General features: G+C 69.9%; 14 protein-coding genes. 4 read left to right on the plus strand and 10 right to left on the minus strand.

Going from position 1 to position 17,340, the window contains the following annotated elements:
• Positions 1–31: 31 nt before the first annotated feature.
• The gene (locus tag BLU81_RS28630; RefSeq protein ID WP_092548021.1) at positions 32–325 is read right to left on the minus strand and encodes an STAS domain-containing protein; all 294 of its coding nucleotides are present in this window, start codon (positions 323–325) and stop codon (positions 32–34) included.
• Between the two features lie 45 nt (positions 326–370).
• Here BLU81_RS28630 and fxsT point away from each other — a divergent pair, with 45 nt between their 5' ends.
• The gene (fxsT, locus tag BLU81_RS28635) at positions 371–2,794 is read left to right on the plus strand and encodes an FxSxx-COOH system tetratricopeptide repeat protein (RefSeq protein WP_092548024.1); all 2,424 of its coding nucleotides are present in this window, start codon (positions 371–373) and stop codon (positions 2,792–2,794) included.
• On the opposite strand, the gene BLU81_RS28640 is transcribed toward fxsT, so the two are convergent.
• The 3 genes from BLU81_RS28640 to fxsA form a co-directional block, all read right to left on the minus strand.
• Positions 2,789–4,474, minus strand: coding sequence for a putative bifunctional diguanylate cyclase/phosphodiesterase (locus BLU81_RS28640; protein WP_092548027.1), 1,686 nt, complete (start codon positions 4,472–4,474; stop codon positions 2,789–2,791). The two genes, fxsT and BLU81_RS28640, sit on opposite strands and share 6 nt — an antisense overlap.
• Positions 4,475–4,538: 64 nt before the next feature.
• Entirely contained in the window at positions 4,539–5,858 is a 1,320-nt protein-coding gene (locus BLU81_RS28645; RefSeq protein WP_092548030.1) for an aKG-HExxH-type peptide beta-hydroxylase, read from the minus strand.
• A gap of 7 nt (positions 5,859–5,865) precedes the next feature.
• Positions 5,866–6,048, minus strand: a complete 183-nt coding sequence (fxsA, locus tag BLU81_RS50930; RefSeq protein ID WP_231953560.1) for an FxSxx-COOH cyclophane-containing RiPP peptide — start codon at positions 6,046–6,048, stop codon at positions 5,866–5,868.
• A 340-nt stretch (positions 6,049–6,388) separates the two neighbouring features.
• On the opposite strand from fxsA, the gene BLU81_RS28660 reads away from it, so the two are divergent.
• Entirely contained in the window at positions 6,389–6,775 is a 387-nt protein-coding gene (locus BLU81_RS28660) for a hypothetical protein (protein WP_231953561.1), read from the plus strand.
• A 19-nt stretch (positions 6,776–6,794) separates the two neighbouring features.
• Here the strand turns inward: BLU81_RS28660 and BLU81_RS28665 are convergent, their stop codons facing one another.
• Positions 6,795–7,085, minus strand: a complete 291-nt coding sequence (locus BLU81_RS28665; RefSeq protein WP_092548039.1) for a DUF427 domain-containing protein — start codon at positions 7,083–7,085, stop codon at positions 6,795–6,797.
• Between the two features lie 157 nt (positions 7,086–7,242).
• On the opposite strand from BLU81_RS28665, the gene BLU81_RS28670 reads away from it, so the two are divergent.
• A complete protein-coding gene (locus BLU81_RS28670; RefSeq protein WP_092548042.1) occupies positions 7,243–8,301 on the plus strand; it encodes a hypothetical protein in 1,059 nt (352 codons plus the stop codon).
• A 43-nt stretch (positions 8,302–8,344) separates the two neighbouring features.
• On the plus strand, positions 8,345–9,829 hold the full coding sequence (locus BLU81_RS28675; RefSeq protein ID WP_197685995.1) for a hypothetical protein: 1,485 nt from the start codon (positions 8,345–8,347) through the stop codon (positions 9,827–9,829).
• 532 nt (positions 9,830–10,361) lie between these two features.
• Here BLU81_RS28675 and BLU81_RS28680 read toward each other — a convergent pair.
• From BLU81_RS28680 to BLU81_RS28700, 5 genes are read right to left on the minus strand one after another with little or no spacing between them, the layout of a single operon-like run.
• Complete coding sequence (locus BLU81_RS28680; RefSeq protein ID WP_092548045.1) at positions 10,362–10,907, minus strand: hypothetical protein; 546 nt, start codon at positions 10,905–10,907, stop codon at positions 10,362–10,364.
• Positions 10,904–12,991, minus strand: coding sequence for a galactose oxidase early set domain-containing protein (locus BLU81_RS28685; RefSeq protein ID WP_092548048.1), 2,088 nt, complete (start codon positions 12,989–12,991; stop codon positions 10,904–10,906). The genes BLU81_RS28680 and BLU81_RS28685 overlap by 4 nt, the downstream gene beginning before the upstream one ends.
• Positions 12,988–14,184, minus strand: a complete 1,197-nt coding sequence (locus BLU81_RS28690) for a glycosyltransferase (protein ID WP_092548051.1) — start codon at positions 14,182–14,184, stop codon at positions 12,988–12,990. The genes BLU81_RS28685 and BLU81_RS28690 overlap by 4 nt, the downstream gene beginning before the upstream one ends.
• The gene (locus BLU81_RS28695; RefSeq protein WP_092548054.1) at positions 14,181–15,737 is read right to left on the minus strand and encodes an ArnT family glycosyltransferase; all 1,557 of its coding nucleotides are present in this window, start codon (positions 15,735–15,737) and stop codon (positions 14,181–14,183) included. The genes BLU81_RS28690 and BLU81_RS28695 overlap by 4 nt, the downstream gene beginning before the upstream one ends.
• Positions 15,734–16,933, minus strand: a complete 1,200-nt coding sequence (locus BLU81_RS28700; protein WP_231953562.1) for a glycosyltransferase — start codon at positions 16,931–16,933, stop codon at positions 15,734–15,736. The genes BLU81_RS28695 and BLU81_RS28700 overlap by 4 nt, the downstream gene beginning before the upstream one ends.
• Between the last annotated feature and the right edge of the window lie 407 nt (positions 16,934–17,340).

A 17,340-nucleotide genomic window follows, 5' to 3' on the forward strand; every position in this document is an offset into this window, starting at 1 on the left:
CTCAGTGGAGAGGCACGCCGACGGCGCGAGTTCACGGGGTGATCGGGACGACCTCCAGCAGGCCGCTCAGCACCAGGATCTGGCGGACCTGGGCGGAGGGCTCGGCCAGCAGGAAGCTGATGTGGTTGTCGCGGGCTCGCTGGAAACCGGCGATCAGGGCGCCCAAGCCGGTCGAGTCGATGAACGAGACGCCGGCCATGTTCACCACGATGCGGTGCGGACGGGCGGCGACCGCCTCCTGCAGGGTCACCCGCACACTCTCGACGGTGGAGATGTCGATCTCCCCGGTCAGCTCCAGAGTGGTCGTCCGGGTCTCGTCGGTCACCGGGCCTCCTTTTCTGTGGCCATCGTTGGACGTACGGTAATCGACATGCCGATTCGTGGTGGTCTGCCGCCGCGCAACCCCCGCTTCGTAGGCCGTGACGATCTCCTGACCCTGGTGCGGGAGAAGCTCGGCAACGGCCCGGTGGTGTTGCTGCCGAGCCAGGAGCATCAGCTCGGTGGCACGGGGCGTACCCAGTTGGCGGTGGAGTATGCCCATCGCCACGCCGAAGCCTACGACCTGATCTGGTGGATCCCCGCCGAGCAGACCGCCGGCACCCGCGCCGCTCTGGCGGGGCTGGCGCACCGGCTCGGGCTGCCGGAGTCCCGTGATCTCAATCGGACACTGGGGGCGGTGCGGGATGCGCTGAGCCGTGGTGAGCCGTACCGGAACTGGCTTGTCGTCTTCGAGAACGCGAACCGGCCCGAGGACATCACCCCCTATCTGCCCAGCGGCGCCGGGCACGTGCTGGTGACCAGCCGTAATCCACGGTGGACGACCGAGGTGGCGCAAGGGCTGCCGGTGCCGGTGTTCGACCGTACGGACAGTGTGGACATGCTGCGGACCCGGTCGCCGGAGTTGTCCGCGGTCGACGCGGGACGGCTGGCCGAGCGTCTGGGTGACGTACCGATGGCTCTGGATCTGGCCGCGGCGGTCCGGGAGGCGACCGGCCGCCCGGTGGCGGGCTATCTGGAGGATTTCGACCGGCGGGCCGCCGAGCTGGCTTTCCCCACGCCGATCCGGGTGGCCTGGGGGCTGGCCGCCGAGGCACTGGGCGCCGCCGCCCCGGCCGATCGGGTGTTGCTGGAGTTGTGCACGTTCCTGGCCAGCGCGCCGATATCGTGGCGGCTGCTGTGGGCGGCGCGCACGCTGCCACTGGAGCCGGAGCTGGCCCGCACGGTGCGGGTGGAGCGGCGGTTGCGGGCCGCGATGCGCCGGATCGCGCGGTTCGGGCTGGCCGGCCTGGATCCGGCCGGTGAGCAGCTCACCGTGCATCCGCTGATCCGGGGCATGTTCGGGCAGGAGCTGAGTTCGGAACGGCACGCGGCGTTGCTGCGGACGGTCCGGGGCATGCTGGCCGCCGGTGATCCGGGCGACCCGGACGACCCGGCCGGCTGGTATAGGTACGCCGAACTGGCCCCGCACCTGATCCACTCCGACCTGCTCGGCGGCGACGCCGAGGAGATCCGCCAGCTGGTGATCAACTGCATCCGGTTCCATTACGCCCGCGGTGACTACGACTCCAGCCGTGACCTGGCGAACGCCGCGGTGGCCCGCTGGCGCGACGGTCTGGGCGAGTCCGCCGAGCAGACCCTGCTGGCCGGGTTCCACCTGGCCAACGCGCTGCGGTCGGTCGGTCGCACGGTGGACGCCCGCAACCTCAACCTGCAGACCCTGCGCACCCAGCGGGAGGTGGTCGGCGCCGACGACGAGGCGACCCTGGCCACCGCCAACAGCGTCGGCGCCGATCTGCGGATGCAGGGGCATTTCGGGCAGGCCCGGCAACTCGACGCCGACAATCTGGTGCGGTTCCGGCGGCTCTTCGGGGAGAGCTATCCGGCCGCGCTGCGCTGCGCCAACAATCTCGCCGCCGACCTGCGGCTGCTCGGTGACTTCCGGGGTGCCCGGGCACTCGACGAGCAGGTGCTCCGGCACCGGCAGGCGATCTTCGTGGACGGGCATCCGGAGACCGTGTCGTCGCGGGCCGCGCTCGCCTTCGACCTGTTCGGTCTCGGCGACTACGCCGGTGCGGCCGACGTGCTGGCCGCCCGGCCCGGCGACGCGATGCCGGCCGATCATCCGTTCGCGCTCTGGGCCGGGCGGTGCGCCGCGATGGCTGCCCGGCGGCGCGGCGAGTCCCCGGCCCGGGCGCTGGCGGTGGAGAACCTGGCGATGAGCCGGAAACGGTTCGGTGAGCTGAGCGTCGACACCCTGGCGGCGGCGGTCTCGGCGGCCAACTGCGCCCGCGCCGACGGCGACCTGGACGAGGCCCACGAGATGCTGGAACGTGCCGTGATCCGCTATCACTCGGTGCTCGGCGACGAGCATCCGTTCACCCTGGCGGCGTCGGCGGCGCTGGCCGGAGTGGTCCGGGCGACGGGCCGGCACCGCGAGGCCCGGACCATCGACCTGGAAGTGCTCGGCGGGCTGCGCCGCAGTGTCGGTCCCGACCACCCGTTCACGCTGAGCTGCGCCAACGGGCTGGTCGCCGACCTCGTCGCGGTCGGTGAGGCGCAGCGGTCTCGGGAGCTGGCGGCCGACACCCTGCGCCGTTCGCAGGCGGTCCGCGGCAGCGACCATCCGGACACCACGGCCTGCGCCTGGAACCTGGCCCGGCTCGGTACCGACGAGACCGCCCGGCAGCAGGCCCTCGACGGGCTGCGGAAAGTGTTCGGCGACGGCCACCCGGTGTTCCGGGCGACCGCCGCCGACCTGCATCTGGAGACGGAGATGGATCTGCCGCCGCTATGACTCGACGTCGATGTCGATGACGACAGGGCTCTGCTTGGCCAGCAGTTCGGTCACTCCGAGAGCCGGCATCGGCCGGGCGAAGTGGTAACCCTGGGCCCGCGCACAGGCCAGTTCCCGGAGCCGTTCGGCCTGGCCGGCGTCCTCGACACCCTCGGCCACCGGGGACAGGTTGAAGGTCCGGGCGATGTGCAGCACCGCCTCGGCCACCGAGGCGCCGCCGGTCTCCGGCATCGCCTGCACGAACGAGCGGTCGATCTTGACCACGTCGACCGGCAGGGTGCTGAGGTGGCTGAGTGAGGAGAAACCGGTGCCGAAGTCGTCGAGCGCGATCCGGACACCCAGCTCCTTGAGCGCGGACAGCACCCGGGCCGACTCGACCAGGTCGGTGAGCGCCACCGACTCGGTCAGCTCCAGCACCAGGTCGTGCGGCGGCAGGCCGGTCCGGCGCAGCACCTCACGCACCTCGTCGATCAGCTTGGGGTTGCCGAGCTGGGAGGCGGACAGGTTGACGTTCATCTCGAATCCGGGGAACCGGATCTGCCAGTCCATCGCCTGCCGACAGGCCTCCTCCAGGACCCAGCCGCCGAGCCGGGGCACCTGACCGAGCTGCTCGGCCAACTCCAGGAAGAGCGCCGGCGGGACCAGGCCCTTCTCCGGGTGCCGCCAGCGGACCAGCGCCTCCACCCCGACGGTGATGCCGCCCTGGGTCAGGTCGACGATCGGCTGGTAGTGCACCTCGAACTCGCCGGCCTCCAGCCCGCGCATCAGGTCCTGCTCGGCCAGGCGGCGCTGCTCGGCCTTCGCGAACATGACCGGGTCGAACCGCCGGGCCACCCCGCCGCCGTCCCGCTTGGCCCGGATCAGGGCCTGGTCGGCGCGGCGCAGCACCCCGTCGAGACCGCTCTGGCCGCCGCCTTCGGCGACCGCGACCCCGGCACTGGCCCGGATGTCCAGCGTCAGCCCGCCCACCTGCAGGGGACGGTGCAATTCGGTGAGGACCCGCTCGGCCACCGCGACCGCGGCCTGCTCGTCCTCCAGTCCGGGCAGCAGCACCACGAACTCGTCACCGTCCAGCCGGGCGACCGTGTCGTTGGCGCGGACGTTCACCGCGAGCCGGTCCGCCGCGGCACGCAGCAGGTCGTCGCCGGCCGAGTGCCCGAGGGCCTCGTTGATGTCCTTGAGCCCGTCCAGGTCGACCACGATCACCGCGGTCTTGGTCCGGGACGGCTCGGCGATGACCTCGGTGGCGTACTCGGTGAACATCCGCCGGTTGCCGAGCCCGGTCAGCGGATCCCGGAAGGCCTGCTGCGCGAGCAGCGTCTGCTGCCGGTTGCGGTCCGGGTCGATCCGCGCGCCGAGGACCTGCCGCAGCAGCCCGGCCGCGGCGACCAGCACCAGCAGCCAGGTCCCGCCCGGCGGCAGTCCGGTGGTCACCTCCCGGATCACCACCACGATCAGCGCGGCAGCCATGGTGAGCAGCCGCATCATCCCGCGACGGGTGTCCAGCAGCAGCACGGCCAGGCCCAGGCACAGTGCCGCGAGCAGTGTGACGATCCGTCCAGCCGGGCCACCCGGCTGGGCGGGATCGGCCACCGGCCAAGCCAGCAATACCAGTGACGCGAGCACCACCGTGTCATCGACGACGACGCGTACCCGGTCCCACAGAGCGTTGCGACCCACGACCCACCTCCGGCGAGTCAGATCGGTTCCCGCCGGTCGGGGTTGAGTAGTCAGACAAGGGCTTTCAGGTGCAGTACGAGAGCCAATCCGCGAGGCTGCCGACCGGGACGCCCGGCAGCGCGAGGGCGGCCGCGCGTACCACTTCCGGGCGATGCCGCAGGGCCGGGTGCGGGGAGACGAGGGCGAGGCCGTCCCAATTGTTCTGGTACGCGGTGACAGCGGCCCCGTGATCCCCGCGCACACAGGCCGCGTCCGCGCCGCCACCGAGTTCCCGGCCGTCGACCATCGCCCGGATCAGTGGCAGCCGGGGACTGTTCGCCAGCGCCCGGCCGCTCGTCGTGGTCAGGACACCGGCGATCGGTGGTGGTCCGGAGCCGGCATGCCACGCCGCCACCAGCCGCGCGGTGTCCTCCGGCGCGACGGTCAGGTTCCGCAGCCGCCAGCGGGCCCGGTGGTCGGCGTTCGCCAGGTCGGCCAGCCGCTGGATCTCCGGCTCGACCGGCTCGTCACACCACGATCGGACTTCGGCCAGCAGGGCGCTGGTGAACCGTACGCCCGCCGGGGTCAACTCACCGCCGGCCAGCAGCCCGGCGGCGGCCCCGGCCACCGCCGAACGCCATCGGGCGAACTCGAACGCGGCCGCCCGGCCCGGCTCGGACCGGCGGAACCGGGTGACGGCCAGATAGGCGTACGCCCCGTGCAGCACCCCGAACGCCGGCCGGGGATCGTCACGCCACGGCGAATAGCCGGCCGGCCCGCCCGGTTCGACCAGGTCGAACAGCAGATGGGTGGCGTTGAGGACGCTGTGCTGTGTCTCGTGCAGCAGCCCGGCGGCCAAGGCGTCCGGCCCGGCCGGCGACGACATGGCGACCGCCCCGAACGCCTCGGTCGAGGTGGCGCTGATGCCTTCGGCCGACGGGTCGGGCCGCACCGGCACGATCACCCGCAACACCGCGGCCATCGTCTCCGCGGCCGGACGGTGCCGGTGGACCAGCACCGTCCACGCCCGGTCCAGACAAGTGCGCCAGTGCGCCACCTCGGCCGGGCTCAGCGCGGGAGTGGGAGTGAGGCCGAGCCGGGACCGGACCGGGTCGGTGTCCTCCAGGCGCACCGTCAGGGTCAGGCCGGCACACCTGGAGGTGAGGACGTGCGGGCCGCACGGGCCTCGGGTACCACGCTCGGGGAGGGCGGCCCACAGACCGGTCATCGGGTCGTCGGCGTACCACCCGGGGTCTCCGGAGACCCCGCGCAACGCCTGCCGCAGGAAGAGCAGCTGCCTGGTCCGCTCGGCGCGGCGCAGCGTGCCGAGCGTGTCGGCGGTGGGCCGGCCGGCACCGAGCGCGGTGAGGGCGGCGTCGCTGAGGCGGAACGGCTGCGTACTCATCGACCGATCACAGCGCGGAGTTGAAACCGGCTATCGGCTCGCCACGGGTGGTATCCGCGGTGACCCGGCGCACCGCCTGGGCCAGCACCGAATCGTCCTGGGCGAGGAGATCGGCGAGTGGCACCTCGGAGAGATCGGTCAGCACCGAGCGCCACTCCTGCGGCTGTTCGCCCTCCTGGCTCGTGTGCACTTCGCCCCCTCGGCGTCCCGTTCGTGCCGGTCGATACGTTGCCTGAAGGTTACGGCGGTCGTTGGGTCGAGTGACCGGCGGGAGTCGCCACGCCGGGTGCTCGCGGCGTTTGCATGACCGTGATCTCATGGGACGTCATCACCGCAAGTCGGTAACGGAGGGCAAAACGTGCTGGATGGAGAGCAGGACGCCGGTGAGGGCATCCCACGCGCCGACATCGATGTTCGCGGGGACGCCGAGGCACCGGTGATGCCGGTGCCGACGTTCCCCACCTTTCACCACACACCGACGTTGCCGCATCAGCCCCCCGGCAACGGATTCGAGAGCGGACGCGACAGTCGTGCACGGTGAACACTCGCTGCCCCGACGCGGTCCGGCGCCCCCGGTCGACCGGATGGACAACGCCGAACTGGCCCGGCTGATCGAGTCCGAGCACCCCTATCGGGGGAAGGCTCTCTTCGAGCTCTGCGACCGGATCGCACTCGACGACGACGCGGCCACCAAGGTGGGGTTGCTGTCCCGGCTCACCTCGCTGCGGCGGGCGCGGCTCTTCGACCGGGTGTCGCTGGCCTGGTCGGCGATCATCGCGCTGCTGGCGGCGGAGACCGTTCACTCGCGGGCGGAGGCGTACGACGCGTTCGGTGCGCTCGACGAGGCGGAGCGGCGGGACATGCTGGACTATCTGGAGGTCTCGGCGATCGAGGAGGCCCACCCGCGGATCACGTGAGTGGGCCCCGCTGTTGGGTTCAGGCCTGGATCAGGACTCCGCCTCCGCCGCGGAACGCGACCCGGTCGCGTACCGCGGAGGCGTCCGGTTTCGGGTCGGGGTAGAACCAGGCGGCGTCCGCCGCGGTGTGCCCGTCGGCGCGCAGCGAGTAGTAGGAGGCTTTGCCCTTCCAGGGGCAGACGGTGTGCGTCTCCGACGGGACGAGCACGTCCTCACGGACGCTGGCGAGGGGAAAGTAGTGGTTGCCCTCGAGTACCACCGTGTCGTCGCTGTCAGCGATCACTTCGTCGTTCCAGATGGCCTTCGGCATGTCCCGAACGTAGCGCGTGCGTCAGATTATGTCTGATATGTGCGATTCATTCACCTCCCGTGGGTGAATTGCCGCATCGATTTCGGCGTTCTAGAGTCGAGTTTCCGATCTTCAGCTTTCCTTTGGGCGTTTCGATCTTCAGCTTTCCTTGGGCGGGGTGCGGGTGCAGCAGGACCGGCTCGACGAGTTGCGCGGCCCCGAGCGGGCCAAGCGCCACAACGCGCGGACCATCGCCGCGCTCACCGGCAACCCCGGCTGCAACCGGCGTGCCGTCCTCGACGCGGCCGGCATCGACAAGACCCGGCTTGCCGACCGGGTCGGTTTCCCCGGCAGCTTCGGCCAGTCCCGGTTCGCGCTCTCCCGCGGCAACGCCTTCGAAGCCATGCTCAAAGCCGACGACTGCGCGCTGCTGCGCACCGTCCTCGCCGCCGACGCCGGCCTCGGCTACCAGGACATGGGCGCGGACAACGACGACACCCTCGGCGACCGGCACTCCCGGACCGCAGGCCTGCTCGCCTCGGCACAGGCCGCGCTCATCGACCATCCGCTGCTCACCCTGGAGATCGCCGGGCAGACCGTCTATCTCGAACCCGACCTGATCGCCTGGGCCCAGCAGGGCCGCCTCCAGGTGGTCGAGATCAAGTCGTTCGCGATCATCGACGATCAGGCCGAGAGCGCCAAAGTGTCGGCCGCCGCCGTGCAGGCCGCCGTCTACGTCCTCGCCCTCCGCGATCTGCTCACCCGCCTCGGCCAGGACCCGTCACTGGTCAGCCACGAGGTCGTCCTGGTCTGCCCGCGCGATTTCACCCTGCAGCCCGTCGCCGTCGTCCTCGACGTCCGCAAACAACTCTCCACCCTGCGGCGCCAGCTCTCCCGGCTGGCCGCCGTCGAGACCCTCATCGACGCCCTCCCCGACGGGCTCACCTTCGACCTGGCGCTCGAACCCGCCGACCTGACCGAAGCACTCAGCCACATCACCCCCCGGTACGCGCCGGAATGTCTCTCCGCCTGCGAACTCTCCGTCTACTGCCGCAACGAGGCCGCAGGCAGCACGGCGGCTCTGGGCCGGTCGGTCCGGGAATCCCTCGGCGGCATCCCGACCGTCGCGGAGGTCCTGGCCCTGGCCGAGGGCCGGCAAACCCCGACGGAGGAGCAGAACGAGGCGGCGGCACTGCTCCAGGCCGCTTTGCGGTTGCGGTCCGAGGCCCTTTCTTGAGTACGTCGACCGCTCCCGTCTCCTCCTCGCGGCCGGCGGCCCGGTGAGCACTCTGACCGCGCTCGCCCGGGCGCAGGCCGTCGTCGCCGGGCAGGCACAACCCGTCGCCACCGTGCGCCACGTGCACGTCCACGACCATCCGATCGTGCTGATCCCGCTGGCCATGGCCGGGGAGGCGATCGCGCCCCTGGCAGCGATGGTCGGCACCGACCCGGCCCACCCGCGACTGCTCACCGTCGCGCAGCCCCGCAACCGGGACGACCGGTTCCGTTTCGCCACCGAACTCGCCGAGATCCTCGTCCCGCACGTCGACTCGTTCGCCACCGACACCGAGGACGTCCCGGTCGACCGGGGCAAGGACGTCCGGCAGCGGTACGTGGACGCGCCCCAGATCTGGGTACCGAACCCGGCCGGCATCGACTTCCTGCGACTCCTCGGCCGGTCCACCCGCTTCCGCCGGATCGACGGCGACTATCCGGTGCCGCCGGCCGTTCCCCTGCTCGGTCGCTGGCTCACCTTCTTCGCCAACAGCGCCGAAGTCCCCGGATCGGCGTTGCTGACCAACGCCGTACAAGCGCTGGGTCTGCACTGGGTGACCGGGCAGAGCGGCGCCGAGGACGCCCAGTTCGGTGTCCAGCTCGCCTGGATCGAACAGGGCGCGGCCGCCGCCCGCGAAGCCGAGAACGGCCCCGTCGCCGGCCCCGCCACCGACCCCGACTTCGACAACCGGGTGCTGGCCCCTCTGATCGAACGCTCCGCCCCCGAACTGCCGAAGGTCCTCCATGACCTGCTGCTGCCGACCTGGCAGCGGATGTGGCGCACCCTCACTCTGCTGCGCCGCCTCCCACCCGGCGACCGGGTCCGGTCCCGCTGGGACGCCGACCGCGACGCTTTCACCGCGTTCAGCCAGAACCTGGCCGAAGGCGGCCCGCCCCAGCCCCGCCGCGACGGCGCGGTAGCCGCAGCCGCCCGCCTCCAGCGCCTGGAGACCGCCGCCGCCCGCTATGCCGTCCAGCGAGCCTTCGACGACCCACTGGTCCTGGCCGAATACCGGCTCAACGGCTCGGCGTTCGCCGGCATCGTCACCCTCGCCAATCCCGACCGCGTCGATGACACCGGCAAACGCCCGGTACTCCGCCCCCGGATCATGGTCCACACCACCGAACCGGTCCGGATGGAACCCGGCACCAACCTGACGTCCCCTGCCCGCCCCGCCCAGAAGGCGAAGGTCATCTCGATCCTCCCGGCGGCCGGCGGCCACGACGTCCTCCTGGAACTCTCCGGCGGCATGGGCCGCCGACTGATCGCCGACCCGGGAAGCGTCCCCACGATCGGCGAGCCGATCACCTTGACGACGCTGAGCGAGGCCTACCGCCCCGGCGGCGCTCTCCCCGACCCCACCGAAACCCCATGGACCCACGGCGGCCCCCCGGTCTACGACCAGCCCCCCGATCCCACCCCGGACCCGGATACCGCCACCGACCCGGGGCCGGGCCTCCTCTCGGATCCGGCCGGAACCTCTGCCTGATTCCACACGAGCACGGAGAGCGTCGCTCGCCTTTGATTGCCCGGTGCACTCAGTCGGGGTGACACAACGACACCCTCATCTCCAAAGCCCTCTGCCCGCAAGATTGACAGAACGTGTCGCCGCTCACGCCAGTCGATGCCGAAGTGTCCTCATCGGCAACTGACCGATGTCGTTCATTACGGCAGCCGCTTCCGCATCCGGGTCGTTCAGCCGTCGCAGGCGACACCGATGCCGTCCGGGCCGAGCCGGTGACAGTCGGTGCCACGCGCCGTCAACGGTGAGTTGTGAGCCGCTCGGCCTTGGCCGGAGGATCTCGCCGACCGGCTTCCGTTCAGTTTCTGGCCCTGTTCAAAAGGACTGAACAGCATGCAAACCCGAACACCGTCCAACTCGGCAGCGTGGAGCGGCTTCCGGGAACCGAGACAGCCGAGACGCCGTTGGTGGTTCTCATGACCCAGAGCAGAGCCGAGGCGCCTCGTTCGCAACTGACTGACGTCGATGATTCCGGCAGGCGGGTTCGGGGCCGGGGTGTTCAGTTGTCGCAGGCCAGGCCGTTGGTGTCCGGGTCGAGGTGGTGGCGGTCGGGGGCTCGTGCCGTCAGCGGTGCGTCGAGGAAGGATCGTTCGCGTAGCCAGGTGCAGCCGTCGGTGACGCCGGGTGGGAAGCGCCAGGGAACGCACTGGGTGCGTGTGCCGTAGGAGCGATCGCAACCGTCCACGTTCACCGGCATCGACAGCCTGGCGGTCGGTGACGGCAGCCGGGGCAGCGGGCTCGCGGCGGGCCGGCCGGTGAAGGTCTGCACGAACGGCTCCGGGGTGGTGTGCGGGGCCGTTGTGACCGGGGCGGTGGTCGTCGTGGTCGTAGTGGGCCGGGGTGTGGCGCCCGCCGGGACGGCCACGGGCGCTGTCGCGGCGGCCGGAGCCACCAGGGGCCAGGTGCTGTCGGTGGGCCGTGGCGCCGGCGGGACGGCGCTCTGTTCCTGGCCGGTGGCCCGGAACAGAGCGGCCAGGGCCACCGCCAGCAGTGTGGAGACGATGATCGCGAGCACCGTCACGACGGGGACGCCGGGATGTCTCATCCCACGTGCACCCATTCGGCGACGGACGGCACGCCGTTGGTGCCCAATAGGAAGAGCATGTACCAGCCGGGCGGGGCCAGGTTCGGGTTGCTGGTCAGGTTGAGACCGATCTGGTTGCCGGTCACGCTCATCGGCAGGTCCACGAAACGCTGGTTCGGGTCGCTGGAGTGGGTGACCGCCGCGGGACGGATCAGGGCCGCCCGCAGGATCGGGCCGTCGACGGTGACGGTGTGACTCGATCCGTACGCCCATGCGGTGTCCACCCCGCCGAGGATCTGCGGGCGGGCGCCGTGGAACAGGTACGGCGGTGTGTAGACCGAGATCCGCATGTCGAACGACCCGTCGCCGGGGTTGTTCCCGACCGCCATCACCCGGCCGTCCGGCAGCAGGAACGCCGAGGAGTGGTAGCCGCGCGGCACCGGGTCGACGGCCATTCCGGGAGTGAAGGTGTTGGTCACCGGGTCGAACATGGACGCCTCGTACACCGGGTCGGCGCGGTTGTGCAGTGCCCCGCCGGTCTCGAAGACCTTTCCGTTCGGAAGCAGCACCGCGGACACGTACATCTTGCCCTGGTTCACCGTCTGCGGGACGCCACCGGTGAGGGTGCCGCTGGGCAGTGCCGGTCCGGCGGCGTACACCGGGCTGGGGGTCTTGAGGTCGATGAGGTCGGTGAGCCGGTTGGCGTCCGGGTTGCTGTCGATGTTGCCGCCGCCGAGGGTGAGCACCCGCTGGTCCTGGGCCGGTGGCAGGAGAACGCTCATCGACTGGTCGCGTTCGTCCTTGTTCTGCAGGCCGGGCACCGGGGTGATGGTGCCGGCCTGGTAGTCGTAGAGGGAGGCGCCGGTGCCGGGCAGACCGTTGCCGAAGACGTGGCTGCCGGTGTAGAAGAGCCGGCCGTCCTGCATCAGGATCATCGACGGGTAGAGGCCCCAGAAGCTCCACGTCTGGTTCGCCTCGCCGATGCCGAGCCAGCGTTCTTCGGACTGGTCGAAGTACTGGGTGGCGACCGTGCCGGCGGAGTCCTCGCCGAGGCCACCGAGGGCGATCACGTCCCCGTTGCCCATGATGGTCGCCGAGGGGTACCAGGAGCCGGCGCTCATGTCGTTGACCCGCTCGTACGAGCCGGTGGCCGGGTCGAAGATGTAGGAGTCCTTGAGCCCTTTGTAGCCGTGGCTGAGGTCGGCCGCGGGGTAGGCCTTGTTCCCGCCCATGATCAGGACCCGGCCGTCGGGCAGTTGCACGTGCCCGGCGCAGAACAGGTCGGCCGGGGTGGGCACGGTGGTGAAGGTGCCGGTCCGCGGATGGTAGACCGCGGTGGTGAAGGTGCCGGCTTCGAACATCTCCTCGCTGTTGCCGGATCCGGCGACCAGCAGCACGTCACCGTTGTGCAGCACCACCGCGTGGATGCCGCGCACCGGGGCCTCGAAGGGCAGGACCTTCCAGGCGCCCTGTACGCAGGCGGCGCCGGCGCTGCAGGACAGGCCCGGGGTGGGAGTGGTCGCGTCGGCCATCGTGTAGTCGTCGGTGTGCAGGACTCCGGTGCCGTAGATGGTCACGCCCCAGACGATCTGTTCGGTGCCGGGCGGAACCTGCGGGGTACGGACGGTCATCTCGGTCCAGGCGGCCGCCGGGGCGAGCGAGATCAGATCGGTCCAGTACACCCAGCCCTGGGCGACGTCGCGCCGGAACGCGGTCACGACGGTGTTCGGGGTGGTGCTGGTGTACCAGGCGGACAGGTCGTACTGGTGGCCGGGCGTGACGTTCGGCGCGCACGACGGATTCTCCAGCATCATCGCTTTGCGGTCGCCACCACCGGTCGCCGCCGACACGGTGATCCGCATGGCGCTGGCGCCGGTCCGCCCGGGATGGCTGACATCGAAGGTGTACGTGTTGTCGCCCCAGCCGGACTTCTCCCAGCAGAGCGGGAACCCGGTGCTGTCCAGGGTCTCCAGGCCCGGGTTGGCCAGCAGATTCACCGAAGCGGACGCCGGCCGGACCGGCGCTAGCATGATCAGGAGCAGCGTGAGCACCAGCGTCTGGGCGATGCTCCGGCGATTGCGCCGGCTGATCCACGGCCGGGTCATATCGCCACGGTCCGTGGCCGTACCAGATAGATCACCCGGTCGAGGATCAGGAACCGGACCGCGAACGAGATCACCAGCGTGATCAGGTTGGCGCTGAGGACACCGGCGCCCACCCCGTCCACCAGGAGCGCCAGCAACGGCACCCGCAGCACCAGATCGGCGTTGCCCAGGAGGAAGAACCGGAGGAACCGGCTGGTGAGGGTGCGACCGAGCCGGTGATTGCGGTAGAGCAGGCTGTCGATGAGGGCGAAGTTCCAGGTGACGGCGATCATGTTGGCCAGCACCGCGGCCGGCACGTAGTGCACGCCGAGCACCGACACGAGCAGCCAGAGCGCCAGCTGGTTCGGGATCAGGCCGGACAGTCCGATCAGCCCGAAACCGATCATGCGGCCGCGTTGCGCTCCGAAGCGCAGCAGGGACAGGTGCTTGATGAAGCGCAGCCCCTCCCGCAGGGTGGACTTGGATTCGCCGGCGTGCCGGGGCTGGAAGGCGTACGGGATCTCGACGATCCGTCCCGGACGGTTGCGGATGATCAGTTCGAGCAGGATCTTGTAGCCGAGCGGCCGCAGCTCCGCGACGTCCAGAGAGCTGGCGCGCACCGCGAAGAGTCCGCTCATCGGGTCACTGACCCGCAGCAGGGCGTTCCGGAAGACGACCTTGGTGGTCATCGTGGAACCGCCGGACACCAGCCGGCGGTACCCGTTCTCCAGCCCTTCGTTCGTGCCGCCACCCGACTTCCGGCTGCCCACCACCAGGTCGGCGCCGTCCCGGACCCCGGCGGCGACGAGTTGCGGCACGATCTCCGGCGGATGTTGCAGGTCGGCGTCCATCACCACGATCCAGGCGCCGCGGGCTAGTCGCATCCCCTCCACGACGGCGCCGCCGAGCCCGCCGACCGGGCTGGTGCGATGGTGCACGGTGACCGGAATGGCACAGTTCTGTGCCTCGGCCCGGATCACGTCCGGGGTGTCGTCGGTGCTGTCGTCCACGAAGACGATCTCCGTCTCGTCCGCGGGCAGGACCGCGGCCAACCGGCGCAGCAGCGTCGGGATGTTGTCGCGCTCGTTGAACGTGGGCACCACGATGGTCTGCCGCACCGCGACGTTCACGGTGAGTTCGCCGATCCGGCCACGCATCATGGCCCGGCGCGGTACGGACTCTTCGTCCTGTCGTTCCTCGGTCGTGACGGTCATCGTGCGTTCTCCTTGTCGACCTTGCGGATCTCGATGCGGCCTTCCGACTCGCCGAACTCGGCGACGACCGTGGAGTTGGTCAGCAGCGCGGCGACCGTGGGCAACCCGGACGTGTTGTCCCGCATCGCCGGGCTCGACACGACGTAGTCGACGTCACGCCACCCGTTCGGCAGGCGCTCGGCCACGGCCGAGTCGAGATCGAGCTTGTAGAACCAGAGCACCTGATCGGGCTGGTATCCGGCGTCGACACAGTCGATCCAGAGGACGTCGTCGACGACCACCGTCGTGCCGGCCGGATCCGCGATCCGGGTGTCCAGGTATTCGGCGGCCTGCGCGTACGGCGCGTTGTCCTCGTTGGTCACCGCGCGTTCCGCGCCGACATACCAGCGCGGTACGACGAACGTCAGCGCCACCGCGACGAACACTCCGACGGCGACCGCCCGCCACCAGTCCCGTCGCGGTTCCAGCCGGGTGACGGCGGTGACGATCAACCCGGCCAGGGCCAGTGCGAAGAAGGGCAGGACCTGCACCACGTACATGGCCGGCATGTAACCGCCGGGGCGCAGTGCGACGAGGGTGAAGATCGCCCCCGCCAGCCCGATCGGGCGCAACCGGCGTACGGCCAGCGTCAGCATCGCCGCGACCAGCCCGCCGATCAGGATCACCTGGTCGTAGTAGAGCCACGAGTGGATCAGGGCGTTGGTGCCCGACGAGGAGTCGAAGACGCTGCCCGACCCGGACCGGCTCATCAGCTGGAACTGCCAGGCACCGATCAGCGACACGTGGTCCGCACCGGGGAACAGCTCCCCGCGCAGCACGGCGTAGAGCGGATAGAAGCCGCCGACCAGGACCAGACCGGTGAAGAAGGAGCCGACCGCCCACGGCCTGGTGCTGGTACGCGCCGAGTTCTGCCAGAGTGCGAGCAGCACCGCGGGCAGGATGATGACGATGGTCTCCTTGGACAGCACGGCGATCGCGGCGGCGGCGCCGGCCGCGGCGTAGTGCCACAGGTGCCGGCGGGTCGACAGGGCCAGCGCGAAAGCGCCGAGGATCCACATCACCGCGAAACTGTCCAGGTAGATCTGCCGGCCCATGGTCAGGTACAGCGGGGAGAGCCCACAGGCGAGCAGGGCCAGTGCCGCTCCCCACTTCGGCATCCCGGAACGGCGGCTGACCAGGTAGATCAGCAGCAGGGTGGCGGCCTGCACGGGCAGCATCGCGATCCGGCCCGCGGTCACCGCGATCATCGAGGGCACGAGCAGTTGCGGGAGCCAGGAGAGCGCGGCCAACTGGATCCAGCCCAGCGGCGGATGGTCGTACCAGTAGGTGTAGTGCGCCAGCCCCCGGCCCTCCTGCACCGCCCAGGCCTGCGCGAGATAGGTGCCCTCGTCGTCGCTGGCGGTGGGGAAGCCGTCGATGTTCCAGGCCAGCAGGATCAGGACCAGAACGGTGAGGCCACCGGCGATCAGCCAGTCCGGGACGGAGCGGGTCTTCTTGCCGGGAGCCGGACGCGGGGACGCGTTGATCCGGGCCGGCAGTTCGATGGTGCTCATACCGTCGCCTCAGCTTCTCGCAGGTGAGCGCCGACGTGGGCGGTCAGTTCCCAGTTGCGCTGACCGGTGTACTCCCGCCAGATCGCCCGGAGCGCGGCGACCGACAGCACCACCCCGAACGGGAAGAGACCGATGATCAGCCGGGCGTAGTCCTTGATGCCGATCCTCAGCCCGTACTGCAGGCCGAAGTCCCGCAGTCCGATGATCTGGAACACCAGGTTGGCCGCCATCGGCAGCACCGGCAGGAAGGTGATCAGCGCGACACCGACCGGCAGGTCGGCCACGAACGCGACGCCGACCCCGAGCGGGATGGCCAGGCCCGCGAAGGCCTGTACGAACGGTCCGGTCAGGGTGTACCGGGCCAGCATCCGCTGACCGAAGGCGGGCAGGCGGCGCCACTCCCCCTTGCGAAGAACCTGGAGGAACCCCTGGTTCCACCGGGTGCGCTGCTTGAGCATCGCGGAGAGCGAGTGTGGAGTCTCCTCGCGGGTGACGATCGTGGAGTCGTAGGCGACCACCACCTTGGCGCCCCGGCTGGACAGCCGGACTCCCAGGTCGCAGTCCTCGGCCAGGCAGGTGCCGTCCCAGCCGTTGGCCAGGCGCAGGACGTCGGTGCGGACGAAAACGGTGTTTCCGCCGAGTGGAATGAACCCTTTTTCGGCATGCAGGTGCAACCGGCTGCGGAACCAGAAGAAGTATTCCAGGCAGTTGTGCAGGCTGTACCAGCTGGAATGGAAATTGATCAACTGGACGCCGCCCTGCACCACATCGGCGCCGGTCGCCCGAAATGCGTGATCCACATGTTCGAGCAGAGCCGGATGGACCTCGTCCTCAGCGTCGAAGACACCCACCACATCACCCCGGGCGTACGGCAACGCAGTGTTCAGTGCCCGCGGCTTGTTCTTCACCTCGTTATGGTCGGTGACCACCAGGATCCGGCCGGGAGCGGTGCGCGCCACCCGTTCGGCGACCTCGGCGGTCTCCGGGTCGTCATGCCCGACGATGACGATGATCTCGAATCCCTCATGCGTCGACTCGAGCAGCCGCCGCACCGTTCGCTCCAGCACCGCCTGTTCGTGCCGAGCCGGTACGAGCAGCGAGAACGTCAGGTGCTGCTCACCGTCCGGCGCCGCGAACCGGGTCGCCGCAAGGGTCTCCGGAGTCCGCCAGGCGTGCATGGTCCACCACAGGGTCACTGCCGAGAAGATAAAAAGAATTACCGAGACGAGAATCATGACAATGGCGATCAACTTCAATGCCCCCCAGGCGCGGATGGATCACCAGCTTCCACCGACCCACCGATGCTATCGGCACTTTCCGGGGGGCTAACAAGAGTGGAGTCGGGTTCTTAACCGCCCACCGGGAACGCTTTTCCCTGCCGAAACGTCACCGTAACCAGCATCGCCATCAGTCCACATAGGTCCCCTTAAAGAGACCTAATCGGACAATGGAGACAGCAGATCTTCGTATACCCGAAACACTGTTATCGATCAACAAAATGAGGGCCGCACCGATTGACCAGCGGCTTCATATTTGATCAATTTTGAGTGCGTCACTGAATCAATTCACACAGGTTTCCACTGTGGATGCCGGAGGTACGCGG

The sequence above is a fragment of the Actinoplanes derwentensis genome (genome assembly GCF_900104725.1).
Taxonomy (GTDB): Bacteria; Actinomycetota; Actinomycetes; order Mycobacteriales; family Micromonosporaceae; genus Actinoplanes; species Actinoplanes derwentensis.